The sequence below is a fragment of the Embleya sp. NPDC059237 genome, from assembly GCF_042754105.1.
In the GTDB taxonomy this organism is placed as follows: Bacteria; Actinomycetota; Actinomycetes; order Streptomycetales; family Streptomycetaceae; genus Embleya.
Genome location: NZ_JBHZAE010000006.1, coordinates 1 through 20,825, shown reverse-complemented (window position 1 = coordinate 20,825; position 20,825 = coordinate 1). Strand labels below are relative to the sequence as shown.

Here is a 20,825-nt window from a genome sequence, read left to right as displayed (position 1 = left end):
TAAAGCACGTCGGCCTGCTCGATCCGATCGGATCGAGCAGGCCGACGTGCTTTACCGGAGGTCGTGCGGCTTCGCCTGGTCAGGACCGCGGGGCCGCCTGGCGCACGACCTTTGCCCGTGCCCGTTCGATCGAGGCGTGTACGACCGGTTCGAACGCGGAGCCCAGCAGCCTGGTTCCCAGGTCCATGACCTTCGCGTCGAGGCCGATGCACACGCGGGTGCGGCGCTTGCGGACGCTGCCGAGGATCACGCGCGCCGCGTGCTCCGGCGAGGTCCTGGACAACGAGTCGTGCACCGCCACGACCTCGGCCCGGTCGGTGCTCTGCGCCGCCCGCGAGTTGCGCACGATGGAGGTCCTGATCCCGCCGGGATACGCGGTGGTCACCCCGACCGCGCTGCCCTCACGGCGCAGTTCGTTGCGTACGGACTCGGAGAAGCCCCGCACGGCGTACTTGGTCGCGGAGTAGGCGCTGCGCTCGGGCATCCCGAAGAGCCCGAACGAGGAGGACACGTTGACCAGATGGGCGCCGCGTGCCGGATCGGCGCGGCGCAGGTGCGGGAGGAAGGACTTCGTGCCGTGGGCCACACCCCAGAAGTTGACGCCCATGATCCATTCGAAGTCGGCCCACTCCATCTCGTCGACGCTCGCGGTCAACGCCACCCCGGCGTTGTTGATCACCAGGTTGACCTGGCCGAAGCGCTCCGCGGTGGTGTCCGCCCAGTCCTGCACCTGCTCGCGCCGCGCGACGTCGACCACGTCGACGTGCACCTGATTCGCGCCCAACTCCTCGGCCCGCCGCGCGGTTGCGTCCAGGCCCTCCGCGTCGACGTCGGCGAGGGCCAACCGCGCGCCGTGTTCGGCGAGGGCGAACGCGAGTGCCTGTCCGATTCCGGAGGCGGCTCCCGTCACCGTGCACACGCGTCCTGCGTAGTCTCGAATCACGGGTTCACTCCAAAAACTCGACCGCACGTGGATGAGGGGACATCGGCTGCGAAATTCAGGAGAAGGCGCCGACGGTGGAGCGCAGATCGGTGGAGAGGTCGGTCAGCAGGCTCGGCAATGCCTCGTGCACGTAGAGATGGCCGCCGGGATAGGTGCGCAGTCGCAGCGGCCGTGTCGTTTGTTCCTGCCAATTCGACAGTGATTCCACCGCGACCAGGGTGTCGTCACGGGCGCCGAAGACACTCAACACACAATCCAACGGCGCCTCGTGGACGTACCGGTGCTGGAGGGCCAACAGGAGGTCGGCCATCATGGGCGGCCCGAAGGCCGCCATCGAGCCCTGGTCGCGAAACACCTCGGGCGGCAGCAGGTCGGTCAGTCCCAGCTGCCGCCAGGGCTGGTCCGAGATCAGGATCGGCTGGCACGCGCGCGCGAACGCGCCGCCCTGCGGCGGCGGCACGGCCGACAGGGCCAGCAACGACGGCATCCGGTGACCGCATCGGCGCAGCTCGCGCACGGTGTCGAAGGCGATCATCGCGCCGATGCTGTGGCCGAAGAAGACGTACGGCCGGCCGTCGTCGGATTCGAGCACGAGTTCCGCGACCATCGCGCTCAATTGCGCCGGATCGGTGAGTGACACCTCGCCCGTACGTGCGCCGCGACCGGGAAGTCGTACGGCCGTCACCTCGACCGAATCCGGCAGATAATCCACCCACGGCGCGAACATCGTCGCGTCCGCGCCGGCATAGGGGATGGTGAACATCCGTACCGGCGCGTGCGGTCGGGGCGTATAGGTGACCAGGTCCGGACGCGGAGAGCGAGTGCCGAGCGGGCGGCAGATGGATTCCACAGGCGATTCTCGATTCGTCCTACGCGAACTACGCGAAAAGGCGGGGGTCGGTTGCGTTCGGCGAATGCCGGCCGATCGCGGAAACTCTATGCCCTCGGGGGAGCTCGGCCGGAAACACGATCGCCCGAACGGGTAATGGACCGAGTTCCGGCACGTGATATCCGAACAGCCTTGTGGGTCGGACGATTTGCCGTTTCGACCCGGCACCGGCGAGGGCGTTCAGCCGGCGGGTCGGTCGACCCCGTCGGCGGCGGAGTCGGCCGCCTGGCCGACGAGTTCGGGGCCGACCTCCGTACGGGCGTCGGGCAACTTCGCGCCGGTGTCGCGGGGGCGTCGCGGCAACGACCACGACGGCGCCCACCAGTTGGCCCGGCCGGTGAGTCGCATCAGGGCGGGTACCAGGACGCCGCGGACGACGGTGGCGTCCACCACGACCGCGACCGCGAGGCCGACGCCGACGGTCTTGAGCAGGGTGACGTGGGACATGGTCAGCGCGACCATGGTGGCGGCGACGATCAGCGCCGCTGCGGTGAACAGTCGACCCGTGTGCTCGATTCCGAAGACGATCGACCGGGTGTTGTCGCCGGTGCGGACGAACTCCTCCTTGATGCGGGCGAGGAGGAAGACCTCGTAGTCCACGGAGATGCCGAAGGCGATGGCCAGGGTCAGCAGCGGCATCGTGGTCTCCAGCGTGCCGTCGGTGGTGAAGTCGCCGACCAGCCACCGCAGATGACCGTCCTGGAAGACGTAGACGATGGCCCCCAGGCTCGCGGTCATGCTGAGCAGGCCCATCACGACCGCCTTGATCGGCACCAAAACGCTGCGGGTGAACAGGAAGAGCATGACCAGGGTGCCGACCAGCATGATCGCTGCGCCGTAGGGGAGTGCCTCGCGCAGGGTGTGTTTGGTGTCGGTCAACTCGGCCGCCTTGCCCGCGACCAGGTGGGGCTGCGGCGCGGGCAGGGTGCGCAACCGGTGTACGAGCGCGACCGTGTCGGGCGACTGGCTGTCGTGCGTGCCGACCACGCGCAGCACGCTGCCCACGACGGCGGGGCGGGCCGGCTCCGGCGGCGCGGCCGGGCGGACGATCACGCTCGTCGTACCGTCGGCGGCGGCCTCTTCCGGCTGCGCGGCCGGCAACTCCGATGTCCGAAGGGGGAGTCCCGCGCGGTAGTCGCCGGTGTCGGCGATCACGTGCGCGACATGGGGCAGCGTGGACAACCGTCGGGCGTAGGCGTCGATCGCCGGGGCGTCGGTCGCCGCGTTCGCCCGGGGCAGGATCACCGGGATGATCCGCTCGGGCGGGTCGACGAAGTCGCTGCGCAACAGCTGCGCCGCGCGGTGCGGTTCGGAACTCGTCGGCAGGATCTTCTCGTCGATGGTGGTGAATCGCGCGTGCAGGAAGGGCAGCGCCAAGACCAGAAGGAGGGCCGCGGCGGTGCCTCCGCACAGGATCGGTCGGGCGGTGGCGAGCGTGGCGATGCGACGCCAGGCGGGGCTGCCGCCGCCCACCCGTCCGTGCCCGCGCCGGAAGCGGCGGAACGGGTCCAGTCGATCCAGGCGCGGCCCCAACACGGCCAGGAGCGCGGGCAGTACGAGCAGGGACGTCAGCGACGAGATGCCCACCACCAGGATCGATGCCCACGCCAACGAGCGCAGCAGTTCCAGCGGGAAGACGAACAGCGCGGACAGACACAGCGCCACCGTCGCCGCGGAGAACAGCACGGCCCGCCCGGCGGTGGCCATGCTCAGCACGATGGCCCGGCGCGACTCGACGCCCCGGGAGAGTTCCTCGCGATAGCGGGTCACGATGAACAGGGCGTAGTCGACGGACAGGGCGAAGCCCAGTGCCGCGCAGATGTTGATCGCGAACACGGTGATCGGCATCGTGAGGGTCAGTGTGGCCAGGACGGCCAGGGCCCCGGCCACGGAGACCGCGCCGATGGCGAGCGGGATCGCCGCCGCGGTCAACGATCCGAACGCCAGCAACAGGATGATCATGGTCAGCGGCGCCGCCAGCAACTCCCCGCGTTCGAGGTCGCGTTCGGACTCGTCGGTGGCCTGCGCGTTCAACCACGCGGGTCCGGTGGTGTCGACTCGCAGACCGGCCGCCGCCTTGCGCACGGCGGGGACCAGGGCGCGCGAGGCGACCGCGCCGTCGCGTTCGCTCCCGGCCAGGTCGACGCGGATCAGCGCGCCCTTGCCGTCGCGCGAGCGCAACAGGGGGGAGTTGGTGGTCCAGTAGGACTGCGCCGCGTCCACGCCCGGTCGGCCCGCGACCAGCGCGGTGATCCGCCGGCCCGCCTCGGCGACCTCGGCGTCGTCCACCGGCTTGTCGGCGCGGAGGTAGAACACCAGGTCCGCGGCGTCGGCCCCGTATCGGGCGGCGACCCGCTCGGCCTCCGCGGCCCGGGTCCCCGTCGCGGTGAAACCGCCGTTGGACCAGCGGTCCTTTGCGCCGGCGACCACGACGGCGGCCAGGAGCAGGACGATCAGCGCGCCGGCCAGGAGCGGGCGGCGGTGCCGTACGCACAGCCCGGCGAGGCGGCCCAGTGGGTCGCCGGGCGGATCCGGCGTCTCGTGTTCGGGAGGTGGGACCGGGATGGTGTCGAGCATTGTGTGTCCTCCCAGGACGACGTCGTCTGTGCGATGGGCGAGGACGCCCGTGAACCGGGCTCGGGTGCGGGGAACACGGGCTCGGGCGCGGGCATGGCGAACTCCGGGCCGCCATCGCGTCGGGCGGCCGGGCAGGGGCGAATCCTGTCGCGACGGTCCGCCGCGTCCACGGATATTCGGCGGAATTGTTCGCACCGCAAGCGAGGGTACCGCGCATACGGACCACAGCTCGTTATTGCCCGCCAGGGCCGCCGCACCGCAATAAATCGTATGTATAAGAATCGGATGGTTCCGGCCGGCGAGTGAGTGGACAAATATGCCCATCGACACCCCGGCTCGGAACTAGCCCATACCGGTGAATCTGACTTCCCGCGCCGGGGCGTGGACTTTTCCAGCGCCCGCGCATGGATAGTATCGACGTCGCAATAGCCGGCCATCGGTTCCACGAGAAGAGGAATGAGACCGTGCAGGTTGTATTGACCGGAGGCACCGGTTTCCTGGGTCTGCGGCTCGTTCGTGAACTCGTGAATCGGAATTGCTCCGTCATGCTGCTCTCGCGTCGCAGCAGTACGAGCGCCATCGACCGAATCTCGCATGCCCTCGGTCGACTGGGCGAGACACCGGATTTCATTCGGAAATTTCGTCGCCGCGCCGACGAACTGGACATCGAAATCGAGCGTCCCCTGTTCGGCCTCCCCGACGACCGGGTGGAAAAACTCGTCCGGCGCGCCGACATGTTCCTCCACAGTGCCGGAAACATCGATCTCAACACCGGTGCCCGGGCGATCCGGCCAGTGAATGTCAACGGAACGCAAAACTTCCTCGACATCGCCGCAAGGAGCCCACACGGCGCGCCGTTCTGCCATGTCAGCACCGCGTTCGTGGCCGGCGCCCGACGCTCGGGCACCGTCGCCGAAGCCGACCTGATCGACGCCTACGGCTTCGAGAACGAATACGAGCGGTCCAAGTGCGACGCCGAATCCCTGGTCGGCCGATGGGCCCGGGAAAACGGAATGCCGGCGCTGGTCATGCGACCCAGCATTCTCCTCACCGACCGGCCGCCGACCCCGGGACTCCCGGCGCACCCCTTTCAGACCATCAGCGCGCTGCTGCGTGCGTCGACGATCGAAAGGGGCATCGCCGGACTCTCCATTCCACGAGGTCTGCGGCCGGTCATCCACATGCAGGGCCAGGCCGACGCGCGGCTGAACTGCCTCCCCGTCGAGGACGCCGCGAAGGCCATCGTGAGCATCGCCGCGGAACACCGGTCCACGGACGCGGAGACATACCACATCGTCCACCCGGACGACGTCTCCGCCACGACGCTCATCGAACTCTTCGAGAAATTTGCCCCGATCCGCATCGTCCTCCGGCCCGAGCTGCCCGAAAGGCTCTCCCCGGCCGAGCAGCGCTTTCACAGCTACGCCGGGTTCGCCGCGTACTTTCGGCACACGCGGGTCTTCGACGACCGCAACGCGCGCCGCGTCCTGGGCGGACCCTGTTCCCGGACGACCGTCGACATGGCCTATCTCCTGGCCGGCACGCACGGGATTCTCTGACGGTCGACGAAACCCGAGTCCGACACCCTTTCCGAAAGGCCACAGGAGAAACCGTTCATGACCATCGGACTGCAGGCATCACCTCGTCGTGACGTGTCGGATCCCACCGCCGACGGTCTCCTGGCCGTGCTTCGCCAACCGCGGAGCATGGCCACGATCGTTCGGCGCCTGTCCGACTCCGTGACCGGCGCCGTCCTGGGTGACGCGCCCGTCGACGGCTGCGAAGTCGTCGGCACACTCTCCCCGTTGTATCCCGAATGGCTCGGGGATCGTTCGTTCACCACCGACCACGGCGTGCGATTCCCCTATGTGGCCGGTGAGATGGCGCAGGGCATCGCGGGCATCGCCATGGTCGAGGCGATGGCGCGCGCCGACCTGCTCGGCATCTTCGGAGCGGCCGGACTGCCGATCGACGCGGTGCGTCGGGCGATCGAGGAACTGCGCCACAGGCTGCCCGAACACGCCCCGTGGGGGGTGAACATCATCCACAACCCGCACTCGCCCGTGTGGGAGGACGAGGTCGCCGCCCTCGCCATCCGACACGGCGTGCGGTGCGTGTCGGTGTCGGCGTTCAGCAAGGTCACCCGCGCCCTCGTGCACTGTTGCGCGGCGGGCCTGCAGATGCGCGCCGACGGCCGGATCGTGCGTCCCCGGATGATGATGGCCAAGGTCTCGCGGCCCGAGGTGGCCGAACAGTTCCTCGCACCGGCACCCCCCGAGCTGCTGCACGAACTGCTCGCCCAGGGCCTGTTGACCGCCGACGAGGTGGCCCTCGCCGCCCGAGTGCCGATGGTCGACGACCTGACCGTGGAGTCCGACAGCGGCGGGCACACCGACGGCAGGCCGCTGTCCACCGCGCTCCCGCAGATCCTGGCCCTGCGCGACACCGTCGCCCACCGACACGGCATCACGCCGCGCACCAGGATCGGCGCGGCCGGCGGCCTGGGCACCCCGCACGCCGTCGCCGCCGCGTTCGCGATGGGCGCCGCGTACGTGGTGACCGGATCGGTCAACCAGCTCAGCCTGGAGGCCGACACCTCCGACCGGGCCCGCACGATGCTCCAGGCCGCGGACACGATGGACGTGGCCATGGCGCCGTCCGCGGACATGTTCGAGATGGGCTCGAAGGTGCAGGTCCTCAGCCGCGGCACGATGTTCGCCGCCCGGGCCTCCAGGCTCTTCCAGCTGTACCGCGACCACGAGTCGCTGGAGGACATCCCGCCGGCCCAAATCGCCCGACTCGAACGGGAGATGTTCCGTCAGCCGGTGGCGCAGGTGTGGGCCCAGACCGAGGAGTTCTGGCGCACCAGGGAACCCGCGCAGGCCGACCGCGCGGCCGTGGACGGCAAACACCGCATGGCGCTGGTGTTCCGCTGGTACCTGGGCATGTCCAGCACCTGGGCGACCACCGGGGTTGCCGACCGCAGCGTCGACTACCAGATCTGGTGCGGTCCCGCGGTCGGCGCGTTCAACGACTGGCGCAAGGACGGATTCCTCGCCGATCCCGCGAACCTGTCCGTGGTGCAGATCGCCCGCAATCTCATGGAAGGCGCGACGGTGCTCACCCGCGCGCAGCAACTGCGCAGCCACGGTGTCGACCTGCCCCCCCAGGCGTTCACCGTCCACGCCCATGAACTCCTCTGACTCGCATAAGGCAAGGAGTCCCGTGCCCGAGAGTTCCCGTCCCTCCCAACCACCCATCGCCGTCGTCGGCCTGAGCACCCTGCTGCCCGGTTCCTCGGACGTCGGCGGGTTCTGGCGCGACGTGGTCCACGCCCGTGACCTCATCCGAGACGTGCCGGACACCCACTGGCTCATCAGCGATCACTATTCGAGCGACCCCACCGCCCCCGACAAGACCTACGGCAAGCGCGGGGCGTTCATGTCGCCGGTGGCGTTCGACCCGCTGGCCTTCGGCACCCCACCGTCCACGATCGACGCCACCGACACCGCACAACTGCTGAGCCTGGTCGCGGCCGAACGAGTCCTGCGCGACGCCTGCGGCGACGGCGGCCCGTCCGAGACGATGCGAGAACGCACCGGCATCATCCTGGGAGCCAGCCCCACCGAGCTGGCCTTTCGCATGTCCTTCCGGTCCCAGCGGCCCACCTGGCGCCGGGTCATGCTCGCGCGCGGCGTGCCCGAGGCCAAGGCCGACGAGCTGTGCGAGGCCATCGCCGCCTCGTATCCGGTGTGGAAGGAGAGTTCCTTCCCCGGCATGCTCACCAACGTCATCGCCGGCCGCGTCGCCCGCCACTTCGACCTGCACGGCAGCAACTACACCACCGACGCGGCCTGCGCCAGTTCGCTGTCCGCGATGAGCGCCGCCATCGACGAACTCACCCTCGGCCGCGCCGACATGATGATCACCGGTGGCGTGGACCCGCTGTGCGACGCCTTCGGGTTCACCTGCTTCAGCAAGACCCCGGCGCTGTCCCCGTCGGGCGAGTGCCGGCCCTTCTCCGCCGACGCCGACGGCACCCTCCTGGGCGAGGCCGTGGCCATGGTCATGCTCAAGCGCCTGACCGACGCCGAACGCGACGGCGACCGGATCTACGCGGTGATCCGCGGCGTGGGCACCTCCTCCGACGGACGCGGATCCTCGATCTACGCCCCCGCCGTCGCCGGACAGGTCCGCGCGCTGCGCCGGGCCTACGCCAGCGCGGGCTACAGCCCCGCGACGGTGGAGCTGATCGAGGCCCACGGCACCGGTACCAAGGCCGGCGACACCGCCGAAGTCACCGCCCTGCAGGAGGTGTTCGGCACGGGCGACCCGGCCGACATCGCGCGCTGCGCGCTGGGATCGGTGAAGTCGCAGATCGGCCACACCCGGACCGCCGCCGGCGCCGTCGGACTGGCCAAGGCCGCCCTGGCCCTGCACCACCGGATCCTGCCGCCCACGATCAAGGCCGACCGTACCGATCCCTCCCTGGAGTTGGAGAAGGGCCCCTTCTACCTGAGCACCCGGACCCGGCCCTGGATCCGCGGCACCGACCACCCGCGGCGGGCCTCGGTCTCCAGCTTCGGGTTCGGCGGAACCAACTTCCACGTCACCCTCGAAGAGCACCGCACGGCGGAAACCGCCGCGGCGGGCGAGCGGTACACCCGCAGCGCGCCCAGCGAACTGCTGCTGCTGAGCGCCGATTCCGGCCCCGCGCTGGTCACGGCGCTGGACGCGCTGGCCGCGGACACCGCGCCGCCGGCGGACCTGGCGCGCCGCACCCAACTCGCCTTCGACGCCGGGGCGACGCACCGGCTGTGCCTGGTCGTTCGCGACGAGGACGACCTCCGGGCCCAGGCGGCCGACGCGCGGAGCCGGATCGCGGCCGACGCTCGGGCGGCCTTCCACACGCCCGGTGGCGTGCGCTACGCGTGCGGTCCCGCCTCGACCGACAAGATCGCGTTGTTGTTCCCGGGGCAGGGCAGTCAGTACCCCGAAATGGGCATGGACGTCGTGCTGCACCAGCCGCTCGCGCTCGCCGCGTGGGACCGGCTGGCCGGCTTCGAGATCGACGGACACCCGCTGCACCGCCTCGTCTTCCCGCCGCCGGCCGTGGACAAGGCCGGCGAACGCGCGCAGTCCGAACGGCTCAAGGCCACCGAATGCGCGCAACCGGCGCTCGCCGCCCACGCGTTGGCGATGCGGGAGATCCTGGGCGCGGTCGGCTTCGAACCCGACTGCGTGGCGGGGCACAGCTTCGGCGAACTCTCCGCGCTGCACGCGGCCGGCGTCTACGACGACGACACCCTGATGGCCCTCGCCCGGGCCCGCGGGGAACTCCTGCGCGACGCGGGCAAGGTGTCGGGCGCGATGCTCGCCGTCACCGCCTCCGCGAAGGAGGCCGACGATCTGGTCCGCGGCATCCGCCGAGCCTGGGTCGCGAACTACAACTCCCCGACGCAGCACGTCGTCTCGGGCGCGGAATCCGCGATCGTCAAGGTGGAGAAGCGCGCGCTGGAGCAGGGGCTCAGGACCCAACGGCTCGCCGTCTCCTGCGCCTTCCACAGCCCGCTGCTCCAGTCCGCGACCACCGGGTGGCGGCCCACCCTGGAGCGGTACGAGTTCGCGACGCCGCGCATGGCCGTCTACGGCAACGCCGACGCCCGGCCGTATCCCGGCGAGGCGTCCGCGATCCGCACTGTGCTGCACGATCACGTGACCTCCTCCGTGCGGTTCGCCGACATGATCCTGGCCATGCACGACGACGGCGTCCGTACGTTCGTCGAGGCCGGCCCGGGCACCGTACTCACCGGCCTGGTCGGCAGGATCCTCGCGGACCGGCCCCACCTCGCGCTGAGCGCGGACCAGACCCGGGGATCCGGACTCACCGCACTGCACCGCGTCCTGGGCGCGCTGGCCGTCGCCGGTCGCCCCCTGGACTTCGCCCCGCTGTGGGCCTCGTTCACCTCGAGCACTCCTTCGCCATCGCTGACAAGGACGGGTATGACCATCCCCATCTCCGGTCCCAACCCCGATGTGGGCCACCGCGAGAGCACCCCCGCCGTGCCCGTGGTCCACCAGTCGGGCACCGGGTTCCCGCCGGCCGCCGCGACGACGAGCCCGGCGCCGCCGGCCGCCGCCGCGCGGCCGATGCCGCCGGCGCCGCTCGCCGTCACGCAGGCGGCTCCGCCGGCTCGGGTGCAGGCGGCGCCGCCGGTCGCGGCTGCGCCCGCGGCTCCGGTTGCCCCTGCGGCTCCTGCACAGTTCGCGGCCGCCGCACCGGCGCCGGCACCGGCGCCCGCCTATGTACCGGCGCCCGTTCCGGTACAGCCGGCCCCCGCCGTGCCGGTGCGCTACGACCCGCCGGCCGCGGAACCGACGACGCACGACGTCACCTCGTCCGGGTCCACCTGGTCGCCGGTGACCGCCTCCGGCGCCTGGCTGCACGCGTTCCTGGAGGTCCAGCGCCAGGCGGGCGACGCGCACAGCGCGTACCAGAGCACGACCTCGGCCAGTCACGCCTCCTACCTGGACCTGGCCAAGACCTCGCTCGACGCGCTGATGGCCTGGCGGCCCGGAGCCGAGCCGCGAGCCGCGGCCGCGCCGACGCACGCCCCGGTCGAGATGCCGGCGCCCATCGCCCCGGGCCCGCGCGCGCTGGAGGCCCGGCCGCCGGCTCTGGAGATCAGCCCCGCGCCGCCGATGCCGACGGCGTACCAGGCGCCGGCCCCGGTCACCCAGGCCCGGCCGCCCGTGCCCGCGGCGCCGGTTGCTCCGGCTCCGGTCGCGCCCGTCGCGCCCGTCGCGCACCAGAGTGTGGTCCAGGCGCCACCCGCGATGGCGCAGATCCCGGCCCCGACCCAGGCACCGGCGCTCGCGGCCGCTCCCGCCCCTGCTCCGGCCGCCGTTCCGGCGCCGGCGCCGGCTCCGGTTCAGGAGAGCGGCGCGGATGTGGCGTTGGCGATCGTGGCGGAGTTGACCGGTTACCCGGTCGAGATGCTCACGCCCGAGATGGATCTGGAGGTGGACCTGGGTGTGGACTCGATCAAGCGGGTGCAGATCCTGACCCGGTTGCGGGACCACTTCCCGGGTGAGGCCGACGTGGATCCGGCCGACCTGGCCCGGCTGCGCACCATCGCGGCGATCGCCGAGAAGATCACCTCGATGCGCACCCCCGACGCCACCCCCGCGCCGCCCCAGGCGCCCGTCGCCGCCCCCGCCGCGCCGGCCGCTCGTCCGCAGGAGCAGATTCCCGCGCAGAGCAAGCACGAGGCGCCGCAGTTCACGGTCCTGCGCACCGGCACCACCCTCGTACCCGTCGAGGCCGCCGCCGGCGCCGCGCTCAAGGGCCTGCGCGAACAACCGCTGCTGATCACCGACGACGGCACCGGCGTCGCCGAATGCCTGGCCGAGACCCTGCGCCGCGAAGGCATCAAAGCCTCCGTCACCGACCGCGTGACCGAGGACTCCACCGCCGTGATCTCCCTCGCCGGCCTGCGCGGGATCGACCCCGAGCAGGACCCGGACGCACCCACCCGCGAGGTCTTCACGACCCTGCGCACCATCGCCTCGGCGATGGACCGCCGAGGCGGCGTACTGGTCGTCGTCCAGGACACCGGCGGCGCGTTCGGCACCTCCGGCGTGCGCGGTCGCGAGGGTTGCGCGGGCATCGCCGCGCTCGCCCGTACCGCCGCGAACGAATGGGCCCACGCCTCGATCAAGACGATCGACATCGACCGGGCCGGGCGCGTCCCGCAGGACATCGCCCAGGCCATCGCCACCGAACTTCTGCACGGCGACGACGTCACCGACGTCGCGCTGGCCGCCGATGGTTCGCGCGCGCTGCTGCGCGGCAGCACCGAGCCGATGGGCACGCCCCGGCCGCTCGACCTCGGGCCGGACCCCGTGGTCGTGGTCACCGGTGGGGCCCGCGGCATCACCGCATCCTGCCTGTTCGCCCTGGCCCGCGCACACCGGCCGAAGTTCCTGCTCCTGGGCCGGACCCGCCCCGTCGACGAGGACGACGAACTGCGCGGCGCCGCGGACGAGACCGCCATCCGTCAGATCCTGGGCAGCCGGCGCGACGAGCACACCGGCGCGACCCCGACCCTTGCCGAACTCGCCGTCGCCTCCGGCCGCGTGCTCGCCTCCCGCGAGATCCGCAGCACTTTGGACGAGCTGGCCGTCGCCGGCGCGGAGACCCGCTACGTCACCGCCGATGCCACCGACCGCGAGCGCGTCGCCGAGGCGCTGGCCGAGGTACGCCGCGACTGGGGCCCGATCACCGGGGTCATCCACGCCGCCGGCGTGATCGCCGACAGCAACATCGTGGCCAAGACGGAGGCCCAGTTCACCACCGTCTACGACACGAAGGTGCGCGGATTCCGCACCCTCCTCGACCTGACCGCCGACGACCCGGTGCGCCTGGTGTGCGCCTTCTCCTCGGTCAGCGCGCGACTGGGCACCGCCGGACAGTGCGACTACGCGGCGGCCAACCAGGCCATGGAGCAGATCACCGCGACCGAGGCGGCGCACCGCCCGGGCACCACGGTCAAGGCCGTCGCCTGGGGCCCGTGGGCGGCCGGCATGGTGTCCCCGGCGCACGCCGAGCACTTCCGCCGGCTCGGCGTCCCGCTCCTCGAAGAGGCCGCCGGCGTCAAGGCGTTCATGACCGAACTCGAACAACCCGGCCCGGCCTGCGTCTCGATCGCCGCCGGCGCCGCCACCCCCGCCGGTGACCCGACCGACCAACCGGACGTCACCGAGATCGTCGTCGGCGCCGACACCCACCCGTACCTGATCGACCACAGCATCGCGGGACGCCCCGTGGTGCCCGTGGCGCTGGTCCTCGAATGGTTCGCCGCCGCCGCGCGCGAGGCGCTGCCGGACAACGGTTCCCTCCTGGTCCGCGACCTGCGCGTACTGCGCACCATCGCGCTGGAGAAGTTCGGGACGGAGGAGACCCGACTGCGGGTGCACGTGCGTCCCGACGGCACCCACCCCGACACCACGCTGCGCCTGGAACTCAAGAGCCCCGACGGCGCGCTGCACTACTCGGCCCTCGCGGGTCCGGGCGAGGCGGCGAAGCTGACCGCCCCGGCCGCGGAGCCCGTCGACGAGAACTTCGAGGTACACCCGGGCAGCGCCGTCTACGACGGAGCGATGCTCTTCCACGGCCCGAGCTTCCACGCCATCGACACGATCACCGGGCTGAATTCCACCGGGGCGACGTGCGACCTGATCGGGGCGCGGCACCTCGGCTGGGCGCAGGACACCTGGCGGACCGACCCGCTCGTGATGGACGGCGCACTCCAGGCGGCCTGCCTGTGGGTGCTGTCCTCGGCCAGCGTGCAGTCGTTGCCGATGGGCATCCGTGAGGTGCGCGTGGTGTCGACCGGTGCCGTGACGACACCGGTGAAGTGCACCGTGCGCAGCGTCAAGCAGGGCACCGACGACGCGGTCTGCGACATCTGGCTCACCTTCGAACAGGACGGCGTGGAACGGGTCCTGGCCGTGCTCGGCGGCGTGGAGATGATCTACCGTCCGGACCTGTCCACCGCGACCCGGCCCGCGCTGATCTCGACGGACGCGTGAGGGGCATGGACTTCCCCGCAATCGCCATCGTGGGACGCGGCTGCGTCCTGCCCGGAGCACACACGCCCGCCGAACTGTGGGAGACCGTGGTCTCGGGCGCGGTACGGCTGACCCCGTTCTCCATCGGGCGCCCGACGGCGGGGCCCGAGTGGAGCGGGGCCGACCCGGCGAGCACGGTGTTCGGCCACGTCACCGGGTTCGAGGAGCGCTTCGACCCGTACGGCCTGGCCATCGACGCCGAGCAGATCAAGGGCCTGGACCCGACCGTGCGCTGGGTCGTGCACGCGACCCGGCAGGCGCTCGCCGAGGTCGACCGGCTCGGGCTGCACCGACGCACGGGCCTGGTCCTGGGCAACATCTCGTGCCCGACCACGTCGATGGTCGCGTACGCCGAGGACGTCTGGCTGCGGTCGCAGCCGGCCGAGGTCCGGGCCGAGTGGCCCCGGCACGACCGGCATTCGCCGATCCCGATGAGCCGATTCTGCTTCGGCCTGCCGGCGCAACTCGTGGCCCAGGCCTTCGAGCTGCGGGCCGGCGCGGTGGTCCTGGAGGCGGCCTGCGCCTCCGCGCTGTACGCGATCGAACTCGCCTGCCGGAAGCTGCACTTCCGGCAGGCGGACCTGATGGTCGCCGGGGCGCTGAACGGCGGCGCGCCCGAGATCATCAGCCACGGCATGGGCCGGCTCGGGGCACTGAGCCCCAGTGCGCGGTCGCGGCCCTTCCACCGGGAGGCCGACGGCCTCGTGCCCGCCGAGGGCACCGCGATGGTCGCCCTGATGCGACTGGAGGACACGCTGGCCGCGGATGTACCCGTGCTGGGCGTGATCCGTGGGATCGGGGCGACCAACGACGGCGGTCGGGGCGGCATGCTCGTCCCGGACGGCGGTCAGCAACAACGCGCGATGAGTCTGGCCTATCGGGCCGCGGGGATCGACCCCAAGACGGTGTCGCTGCTGGAGTGCCACGCCACCGGCACGGCGGTCGGCGACACCGTGGAACTGGGCTGCGCGGCCCGGATCTTCGCGGAGCGTACGGATCTGCCGATCGGGTCGGTCAAGGGCAACCTCGGTCATCCGCTCACCGCCGCGTCCGGGGCCGCGCTGCTCAAGGTGCTGGGCGCGATGGAACACGGCACACTGCCGCCGACCGTCGGTGCCGACGACGCCAACGAGGCCCTGCGCGGCACACCGCTGCGGCCACTGGCCGGGCCGGAGGAATGGCGGGGGCTGCGGCGGGCCGCGGTCAGCGGCTTCGGGTTCGGCGGGGTCAATGCGCACCTGGTCGTGGATGCCTGGGACACCGCCGACCGGGCGGCGACCTCCTTCCCCGGCGTGGCCGTGCCCGGCCCCGCCGCGCGCCGCCGGCACCAAGTGGCGATCGTCGGCCTCGGCGCCCGCGTCGGGGACGGCGACACCACCGGCGACTTCGTCGAGGCGCTGCTGACCGGTGAGCCGAGGTTGCGGCCGCCGCGCACGGTGGAACTGCGCGTGGACGGCCTGCGCATGCCGCCCAACGACATGCTGCAGACCTCCGGGGAACACCTGCTGGTCCTGGAGGCCGCGCGCGATGCCGCCCGCGCGCTGACCCTGCCCGACGAGCGCACCATGGTGCTCGTGGGCGTCGGCAGTGCGACCGTGCACGCCGAGTTCTCCGTCTGGCACAACCGTACGACCGTGGACGCGCGCCGCTCGGCGGCGGCCGCGGCATCCTCCGAGGAGCGGGTCGCCGATCCGTTGAACTGTCCGCCGTGGTCCCTCGGGGGCCTGGGCAACATCGCCGCCAACCGGATCAGCGCGCAACTTCGGCTGACCGACGCCAGTGTCGCGGTCTGCGCGGAGGAGGCATCCGGGATCCGGGCGCTCGACCTCGCGGTCGACGCGATCGGCAGCGGAGCGAGCGACGCGGCGCTCGTGGGCGCGGTCGACCTCGCCTCGACGGTGGTGCATCGGTCGGTCGTCCGCGATCTCGGGCTCCCCGGAGCCGAGGGGAACGCGGCGGTGGTGCTGGCCCTCAAGCGGCTCGACCACGCGCGCCGGGACGGCGACCCCATCCTTGCCCTGATCGATCCGCAGGGCGAGGACGAGGCCGGCGCCGATGCGGGAGCGGGCGCCGTCGACCTGGTGGTCGGCGACCTCGATCCTTCGTCGGCGCCGGCGGATCGGCCGGACCGGCTGGATCCCTCCGGCCTGTTCGGTCGTCCGCACTGCGCGGCCGGGCTGTTGAGTGTGGCGTGCGCCGCGGTGGCGCTGTATCACCGCACCGTGCCGGCCGTGGGGGCACAGGCGTTTCCGCGGGCGGAGTTGGCGAGGGCGAAGGTGACCGTGGCCCCGCTGGGTGCGCCTCCGGCCGAACTCCTGCTGAGCGCCGGGGATACGGCTCCGGCGGCGACGGGTGTGGCGACCCTGGGACGAAGGGCGGAGGGGCCGACGCCTGCCAGGCGGTTGTCCAGCATCGCGTTCTTCGACCTCAGGACCGTGCTTCGGCTTCAGGACGCGCGGCCGGCGCGGGAACTCGTGACGCTGCCCGCGGCTCGGGCGGTGCCGGCGGCGGAGATCGGCGGAGGTGCGGGCCCGGCGGTGGCTCCGGCTGCGGTGGCCGTGCCGGTGGCGGCTCCGGGGCCCGCTCCTGGTTCGGTTGTGGCTCCGGCTCCGGCTCCCGCTCCGGCTCCCGTTCCGGTGTCCGTGCCGGTGGGTTCGGTCGAGGAGACTCTGGTGCCGACCGCGCTCAGTGCGCATCAGCGGGCCGTCGGCAGGTCGCATGTGCATTTCATGAACACCCGGCATGAGAATCACCTGCTGTTCCTGGAGGTTCAGCGGCAGGCGACCCGGGCGTTGTTGGAAGTCGCCGGCGCGTTCCAACAGTCGTATGGAGCGGAAACGGAGGCCTTGGTGGCGGACTCGGCGGGACCGGTTGCTCCGGTTGCCTCGGCCGCTCCGACCCTGCCGACGCCGTCGATCCCGCCGGCCCCGCCGATCGAGCCGGTCCAGCCGGTCGCCGAGGTCGCGGCGCTCGTCCCGGAGCCGCAACCGGGCCCGGCCGAACGCGAGTTCGTGGTCAGTCCCGATGCCGATCCGTGGGTGCTGGACCACTGTCCCACCTGGACATTGCCGGTGTTGCCGATGATGTGCACGGTGGATCACCTGTTCCAGGCGGCGAGTACGTACACCGGCCTGCGGGCCACCGGCCTGCGGGAGTTGCGCCTCCAGCGCTGGATCCCGGTGGTGAGCCCCACCCGGCTGCTCACCCGGGTCGAGCCGATGGCCGATCGGGGCCGGGACGTGCACGTCAGCCTGCTGATGTGGCGGCCGGCCCGGAACGAGGCGCTGTCCAGGTTCGAACTCGTCGCCGAGGCGACGATCACGTTCGACCGGCCCGAAATGCCGGCTCCGCTGCCACCGCTGGCGGATGCGCAGCCGGCCGAACTGCCCTACCTCACACATCGGTTGCCACACGGCCCGGCCTTCCGCTACCTCACCGAGGTCGGCTACGGCAGCGGTGGCGCCTTCGGGATCCTGGACGCGCAACGGGGTTCCGTCCCCGGCACGTTCACCCATCCCGGGCTGCTCGACGCGGCGACGCACATCATCGCCGATCGGGTGTTCTGGCTGCCGTACCCGCAGGTCGGGCCCAATGTGGTGCCGTATCCGCACGGCCTGGTCCGCATGGACCTCTTCGCCCCGTTCCCCACCGAGGGGCAACTGCGCGTGGAGGCCCGACCGGGCGGAGCCGAGGGCGATCTGCTGTTCGTCGACTTCCAGGTGCTGGCGGGGGATCGGCTGTGCGCCGCGTTCCGCAACGTCAGCATGGTGTCCCCGCCGAGTGTGCTGGAACTGCAATCCGGCGCCGATCGGCGGGCCTTCCTCCTGGAACGCCGACCCGCGCCGAAGATGAGCCTGTCCCAGGTCGTGGACGGCGCAAGCCGACTGGATCGGGCGGTCCTGGAGACGGCCGACTGGCCCACCGGCGGACTGGCCTACGTCTACGGTCTGCCCGCCGGCGCCCCGGCCCGACTGCACGCGGAGGAGGTGGCGATGCGCGAACACGTGGCCCGGGCCCACGGCGAACATCCCGCCCGGGTCGTCGTGGACGTGGAGAACCGGATCGCCTGGTTGTCCGACCAACCGGACACGCGGCACCATCTCGTGGTGCACGCGGACGCCGAGTCGGTCACCGTCGAGAACCGGCCGTAGCCGACACGGGTACACGGTCGACGTCGTAGCGGTGGGCGGGTTCCTTCGGGGCCCGCCCACCGTCACTGCCCGGGCCTGCCGCGCCGAGCGCGTCCGCCTGCGCCAAGTCGCCCCGTACGCGACGTGGAACGAGTGAACCTCCCGGCCTTTTCGCGGTGAAGGCGTGTCAGCACCTCCGGACGGCTCGTTTGACCCTGCGACACGACCGCCTCAGCTTGGGGAAGCCATGACCTTCGGCACAGAAGAGCCGCCTTCCGTCCGGAACGACCGGCATCGCGGGAACGGGAAGGGCGGCGACGGCGACAGCGGCGTGGTGCCGGTACAGCGGGGCGTGGCCGGCGGAAGCCGAGGGCCCGCGCCCGGCGGTACCGGGGCGGCGACCGGGGTCGCGGTTGCCATGGCGGACGGGCAGGACCCGATCGGGATGTTGCGTGCGCACGCCGACCATCCGAGCGCCTTCCTGGCGGTCAACACAGGAACGCGGCACCACTACGGGAGCGGCGTCCCGGGGCTCGTCGCGTTTTTGCCGGGGCGGCGCCACCACCTCCAGTTCGCCGGACCCTTCGCGGCGCCCGCGCACCGAGGGGCGCTGCTCGACGAATACCTGCGCACGCTCGACCGCGGCCCCGGCCGGCGCAGGGTGCTGACCGCGGTTCAGCTGCGCTCGCACGACATCGGGCTCTACGCCGACCGCGGCTTCGCGGTGAACCAACTCGGCGTCGCGTACGGCATCGACCTGTCCCGCTTCACGCTGCGCGGCAAACCCCTCGCCAAGGTCCGGCAGAATGTCTCCCGGGCCCGACGGGAAGGGGTCGTCGTCACGGAGGTGGGATCCGACGACGTTCCAGACCGACACACCCTGGAGCGGATCGACCGCGAGTGGCTGCGCGAGAAGGGCCGACTCGTTCGGCAACTGTCCTTCATGGTCGGCGAACACGGCGGAATCGGCCGGAGGTTGCGCCGTACTTTCCTGGCCCGGCACCGCGGGGAAGTGGTCGCCTACATCACGTACGCGCCCGCGTGGGGAAGTCGACCGGGGTGGTTGTGCGACCTGTCGCGCCGCCGCCCCCAAGCGCCCGTCGGCACCCATGAACTGATCACCCTCACGGCGTTGAACACCTTCACCGAGGAGGGCGCGGGCTGGCTCCACCTCGGGCTCGCGCCGTTCGTCGGACTCGCGGACGAGCACGAACCCCCCAGCGCCTCCCCCCTGTTCGCGTGGATGCTTCGACAGGGGACCAAGCGTGGGCGCGAACTGTACCCGGCGCGGACCCAGGAAGCCTTCAAACTCAAGTGGGCCCCGCATGTGCGCGAACCCGAGTACGTGGCCTTCCAGGACCGCTTCCGAGTGACGGCCGTATGGAATCTCCTACGCGCCACCCGCCTGTTGTGATCGCCGGATGCCCTGCCGGGTCGGCAACTTTAGACTCGGGCCATGGACAGGATCGATTGGGTCAGTCGGGTGATCGCGGCGGCGCCGGCGGCCGTCTACCGTGCCCTCCTCGACCGGGAATCCCTCGAGGCGTGGTTGCCGCCGAGCGGTATGCGCGGGCGGATCGAGCGGTGGGATCCCCGGCCCGGTGGGGGGTTTCGGATGGTCCTCACGTACCTCGACGCCACCGACGGCCCCGGCAAGACCTCGGATGCGACGGATGTCGTCGACGTCGCGTTCGCCGACCTGGTGCCGTCGGAACGTGTGGTGCAGCGGGCGGTGTTCGAGGCCGACGATCCGGCGTACGCGGGAACCATGACGATGACCTGGCACCTCGCTGCCGCCGGTGCGGGGACCGAGGTGACCGTCACCGCCACGGATGTGCCGGCCGGGATCGATCAGGCGGTACACGAGGCCGGGATCGCCTCCTCACTGGCCAATCTGGCGGCCCATGTCGAAGGGGCCCGCTGACGGCGCTACTTCGCCGGCTCAGATCCAGGTGCCGAACCACAGGCGGTCCAGCCACGCGCTTCGGCCGATCGTCTCGCCGGCGAGGATCGGGTAGAAGTAGAGGAAGTTCCAGGCGATCAGGGCGATGATCGCGACGACTGCGGCGGTGCCCCGGGCGCGTCGGCGTTCGGTGGCTCCGGGTGGGCCGAGGAGTGCGCCGAGCATCATGGTCACGGCCAGGCACAGGAACGGGACGAACGCGACGGCGTAGAAGAGGAAGATCGTGCGTTGCTGGTACGCCATCCAGGGGAGGTAGGCGGCGGCCAGCCCGCACAGGATCGCGCCCGCGCGCCAGTCGCGTCGGCCCGCCCAGCGGAACAGCAGGTAGCCGACCGCGACCACCCCGGTCCACCACAACAGCGGCGTGCCGATGGCGATGATGGTTCGGTAGCACTCCTGCTCGCCGCATCCGGCCGTGCCCTGGCGCAGGGTCTCGTTGTAGTAGAGCACCGGTCGGCCGAGGACCAGCCAACTCCACGGGTTGGACTGGTAGTCGTGCGGAGCCTCCAGATGCGTGTGGAATGACCACATTTCGGCGTGGTAGTGCCACAGGCTGCGTAGGGGTGCGGGTACCCAGGTCATGCCGAATTGGGGGAGTGGGATGCCGAGGATGTGGTCGGGGGACAGTCCGGCGCGGTCGTCGGCCCAGTGGCGGAAGTAGCCGTTGTCGGTGAGGAACCAGCCGGTCCA

General features: G+C 71.5%; 9 protein-coding genes and 1 pseudogene. 6 read left to right on the top strand and 4 right to left on the bottom strand.

Annotated features, from left to right (window positions below):
- Positions 1 to 79: 79 nt before the first annotated feature.
- From ACFXKZ_RS19675 to ACFXKZ_RS19665, 3 genes are all read right to left on the bottom strand, one after another.
- Entirely contained in the window at positions 80 to 943 is an 864-nt protein-coding gene (locus ACFXKZ_RS19675) for an SDR family NAD(P)-dependent oxidoreductase (RefSeq protein ID WP_380002110.1), read from the bottom strand.
- A gap of 55 nt (positions 944 to 998) precedes the next feature.
- Entirely contained in the window at positions 999 to 1,793 is a 795-nt protein-coding gene (locus ACFXKZ_RS19670) for a thioesterase II family protein (protein ID WP_380002108.1), read from the bottom strand.
- Positions 1,794 to 2,012: 219 nt separating this feature from the next.
- Positions 2,013 to 4,409 (bottom strand): MMPL family transporter, encoded by a 2,397-nt coding sequence (locus ACFXKZ_RS19665; RefSeq protein WP_380002106.1) that lies wholly within the window; start codon positions 4,407 to 4,409, stop codon positions 2,013 to 2,015.
- 404 nt (positions 4,410 to 4,813) lie between these two features.
- Between ACFXKZ_RS19665 and ACFXKZ_RS19660 the strand changes: the two genes are divergently transcribed.
- The 6 genes from ACFXKZ_RS19660 (at position 4,814) to ACFXKZ_RS19635 (ending at position 20,096) form a co-directional block, all read left to right on the top strand.
- Positions 4,814 to 5,968: an SDR family oxidoreductase gene (locus ACFXKZ_RS19660; protein WP_380002104.1), complete on the top strand. Its 1,155-nt coding sequence runs from the start codon at positions 4,814 to 4,816 to the stop codon at positions 5,966 to 5,968.
- 57 nt (positions 5,969 to 6,025) lie between these two features.
- Entirely contained in the window at positions 6,026 to 7,612 is a 1,587-nt protein-coding gene (locus ACFXKZ_RS19655; RefSeq protein WP_380002102.1) for a PfaD family polyunsaturated fatty acid/polyketide biosynthesis protein, read from the top strand.
- 22 nt (positions 7,613 to 7,634) lie between these two features.
- Positions 7,635 to 14,003, top strand: a complete 6,369-nt coding sequence (locus tag ACFXKZ_RS19650; RefSeq protein WP_380002100.1) for an SDR family NAD(P)-dependent oxidoreductase — start codon at positions 7,635 to 7,637, stop codon at positions 14,001 to 14,003.
- Between the two features lie 5 nt (positions 14,004 to 14,008).
- Complete coding sequence (locus ACFXKZ_RS19645) at positions 14,009 to 18,193, top strand: beta-ketoacyl synthase N-terminal-like domain-containing protein (RefSeq protein WP_380002098.1); 4,185 nt, start codon at positions 14,009 to 14,011, stop codon at positions 18,191 to 18,193.
- Positions 18,194 to 18,419: 226 nt separating this feature from the next.
- Positions 18,420 to 19,586: a phosphatidylglycerol lysyltransferase domain-containing protein gene (locus tag ACFXKZ_RS19640; protein ID WP_380002096.1), complete on the top strand. Its 1,167-nt coding sequence runs from the start codon at positions 18,420 to 18,422 to the stop codon at positions 19,584 to 19,586.
- A 42-nt stretch (positions 19,587 to 19,628) separates the two neighbouring features.
- Positions 19,629 to 20,096, top strand: a complete 468-nt coding sequence (locus ACFXKZ_RS19635; RefSeq protein ID WP_380002094.1) for an SRPBCC family protein — start codon at positions 19,629 to 19,631, stop codon at positions 20,094 to 20,096.
- An 18-nt stretch (positions 20,097 to 20,114) separates the two neighbouring features.
- On the opposite strand, the pseudogene ACFXKZ_RS19630 reads toward ACFXKZ_RS19635, so the two are convergent.
- Positions 20,115 to 20,825: pseudogene (locus ACFXKZ_RS19630) on the bottom strand (phospholipid carrier-dependent glycosyltransferase); the annotation flags it as partial.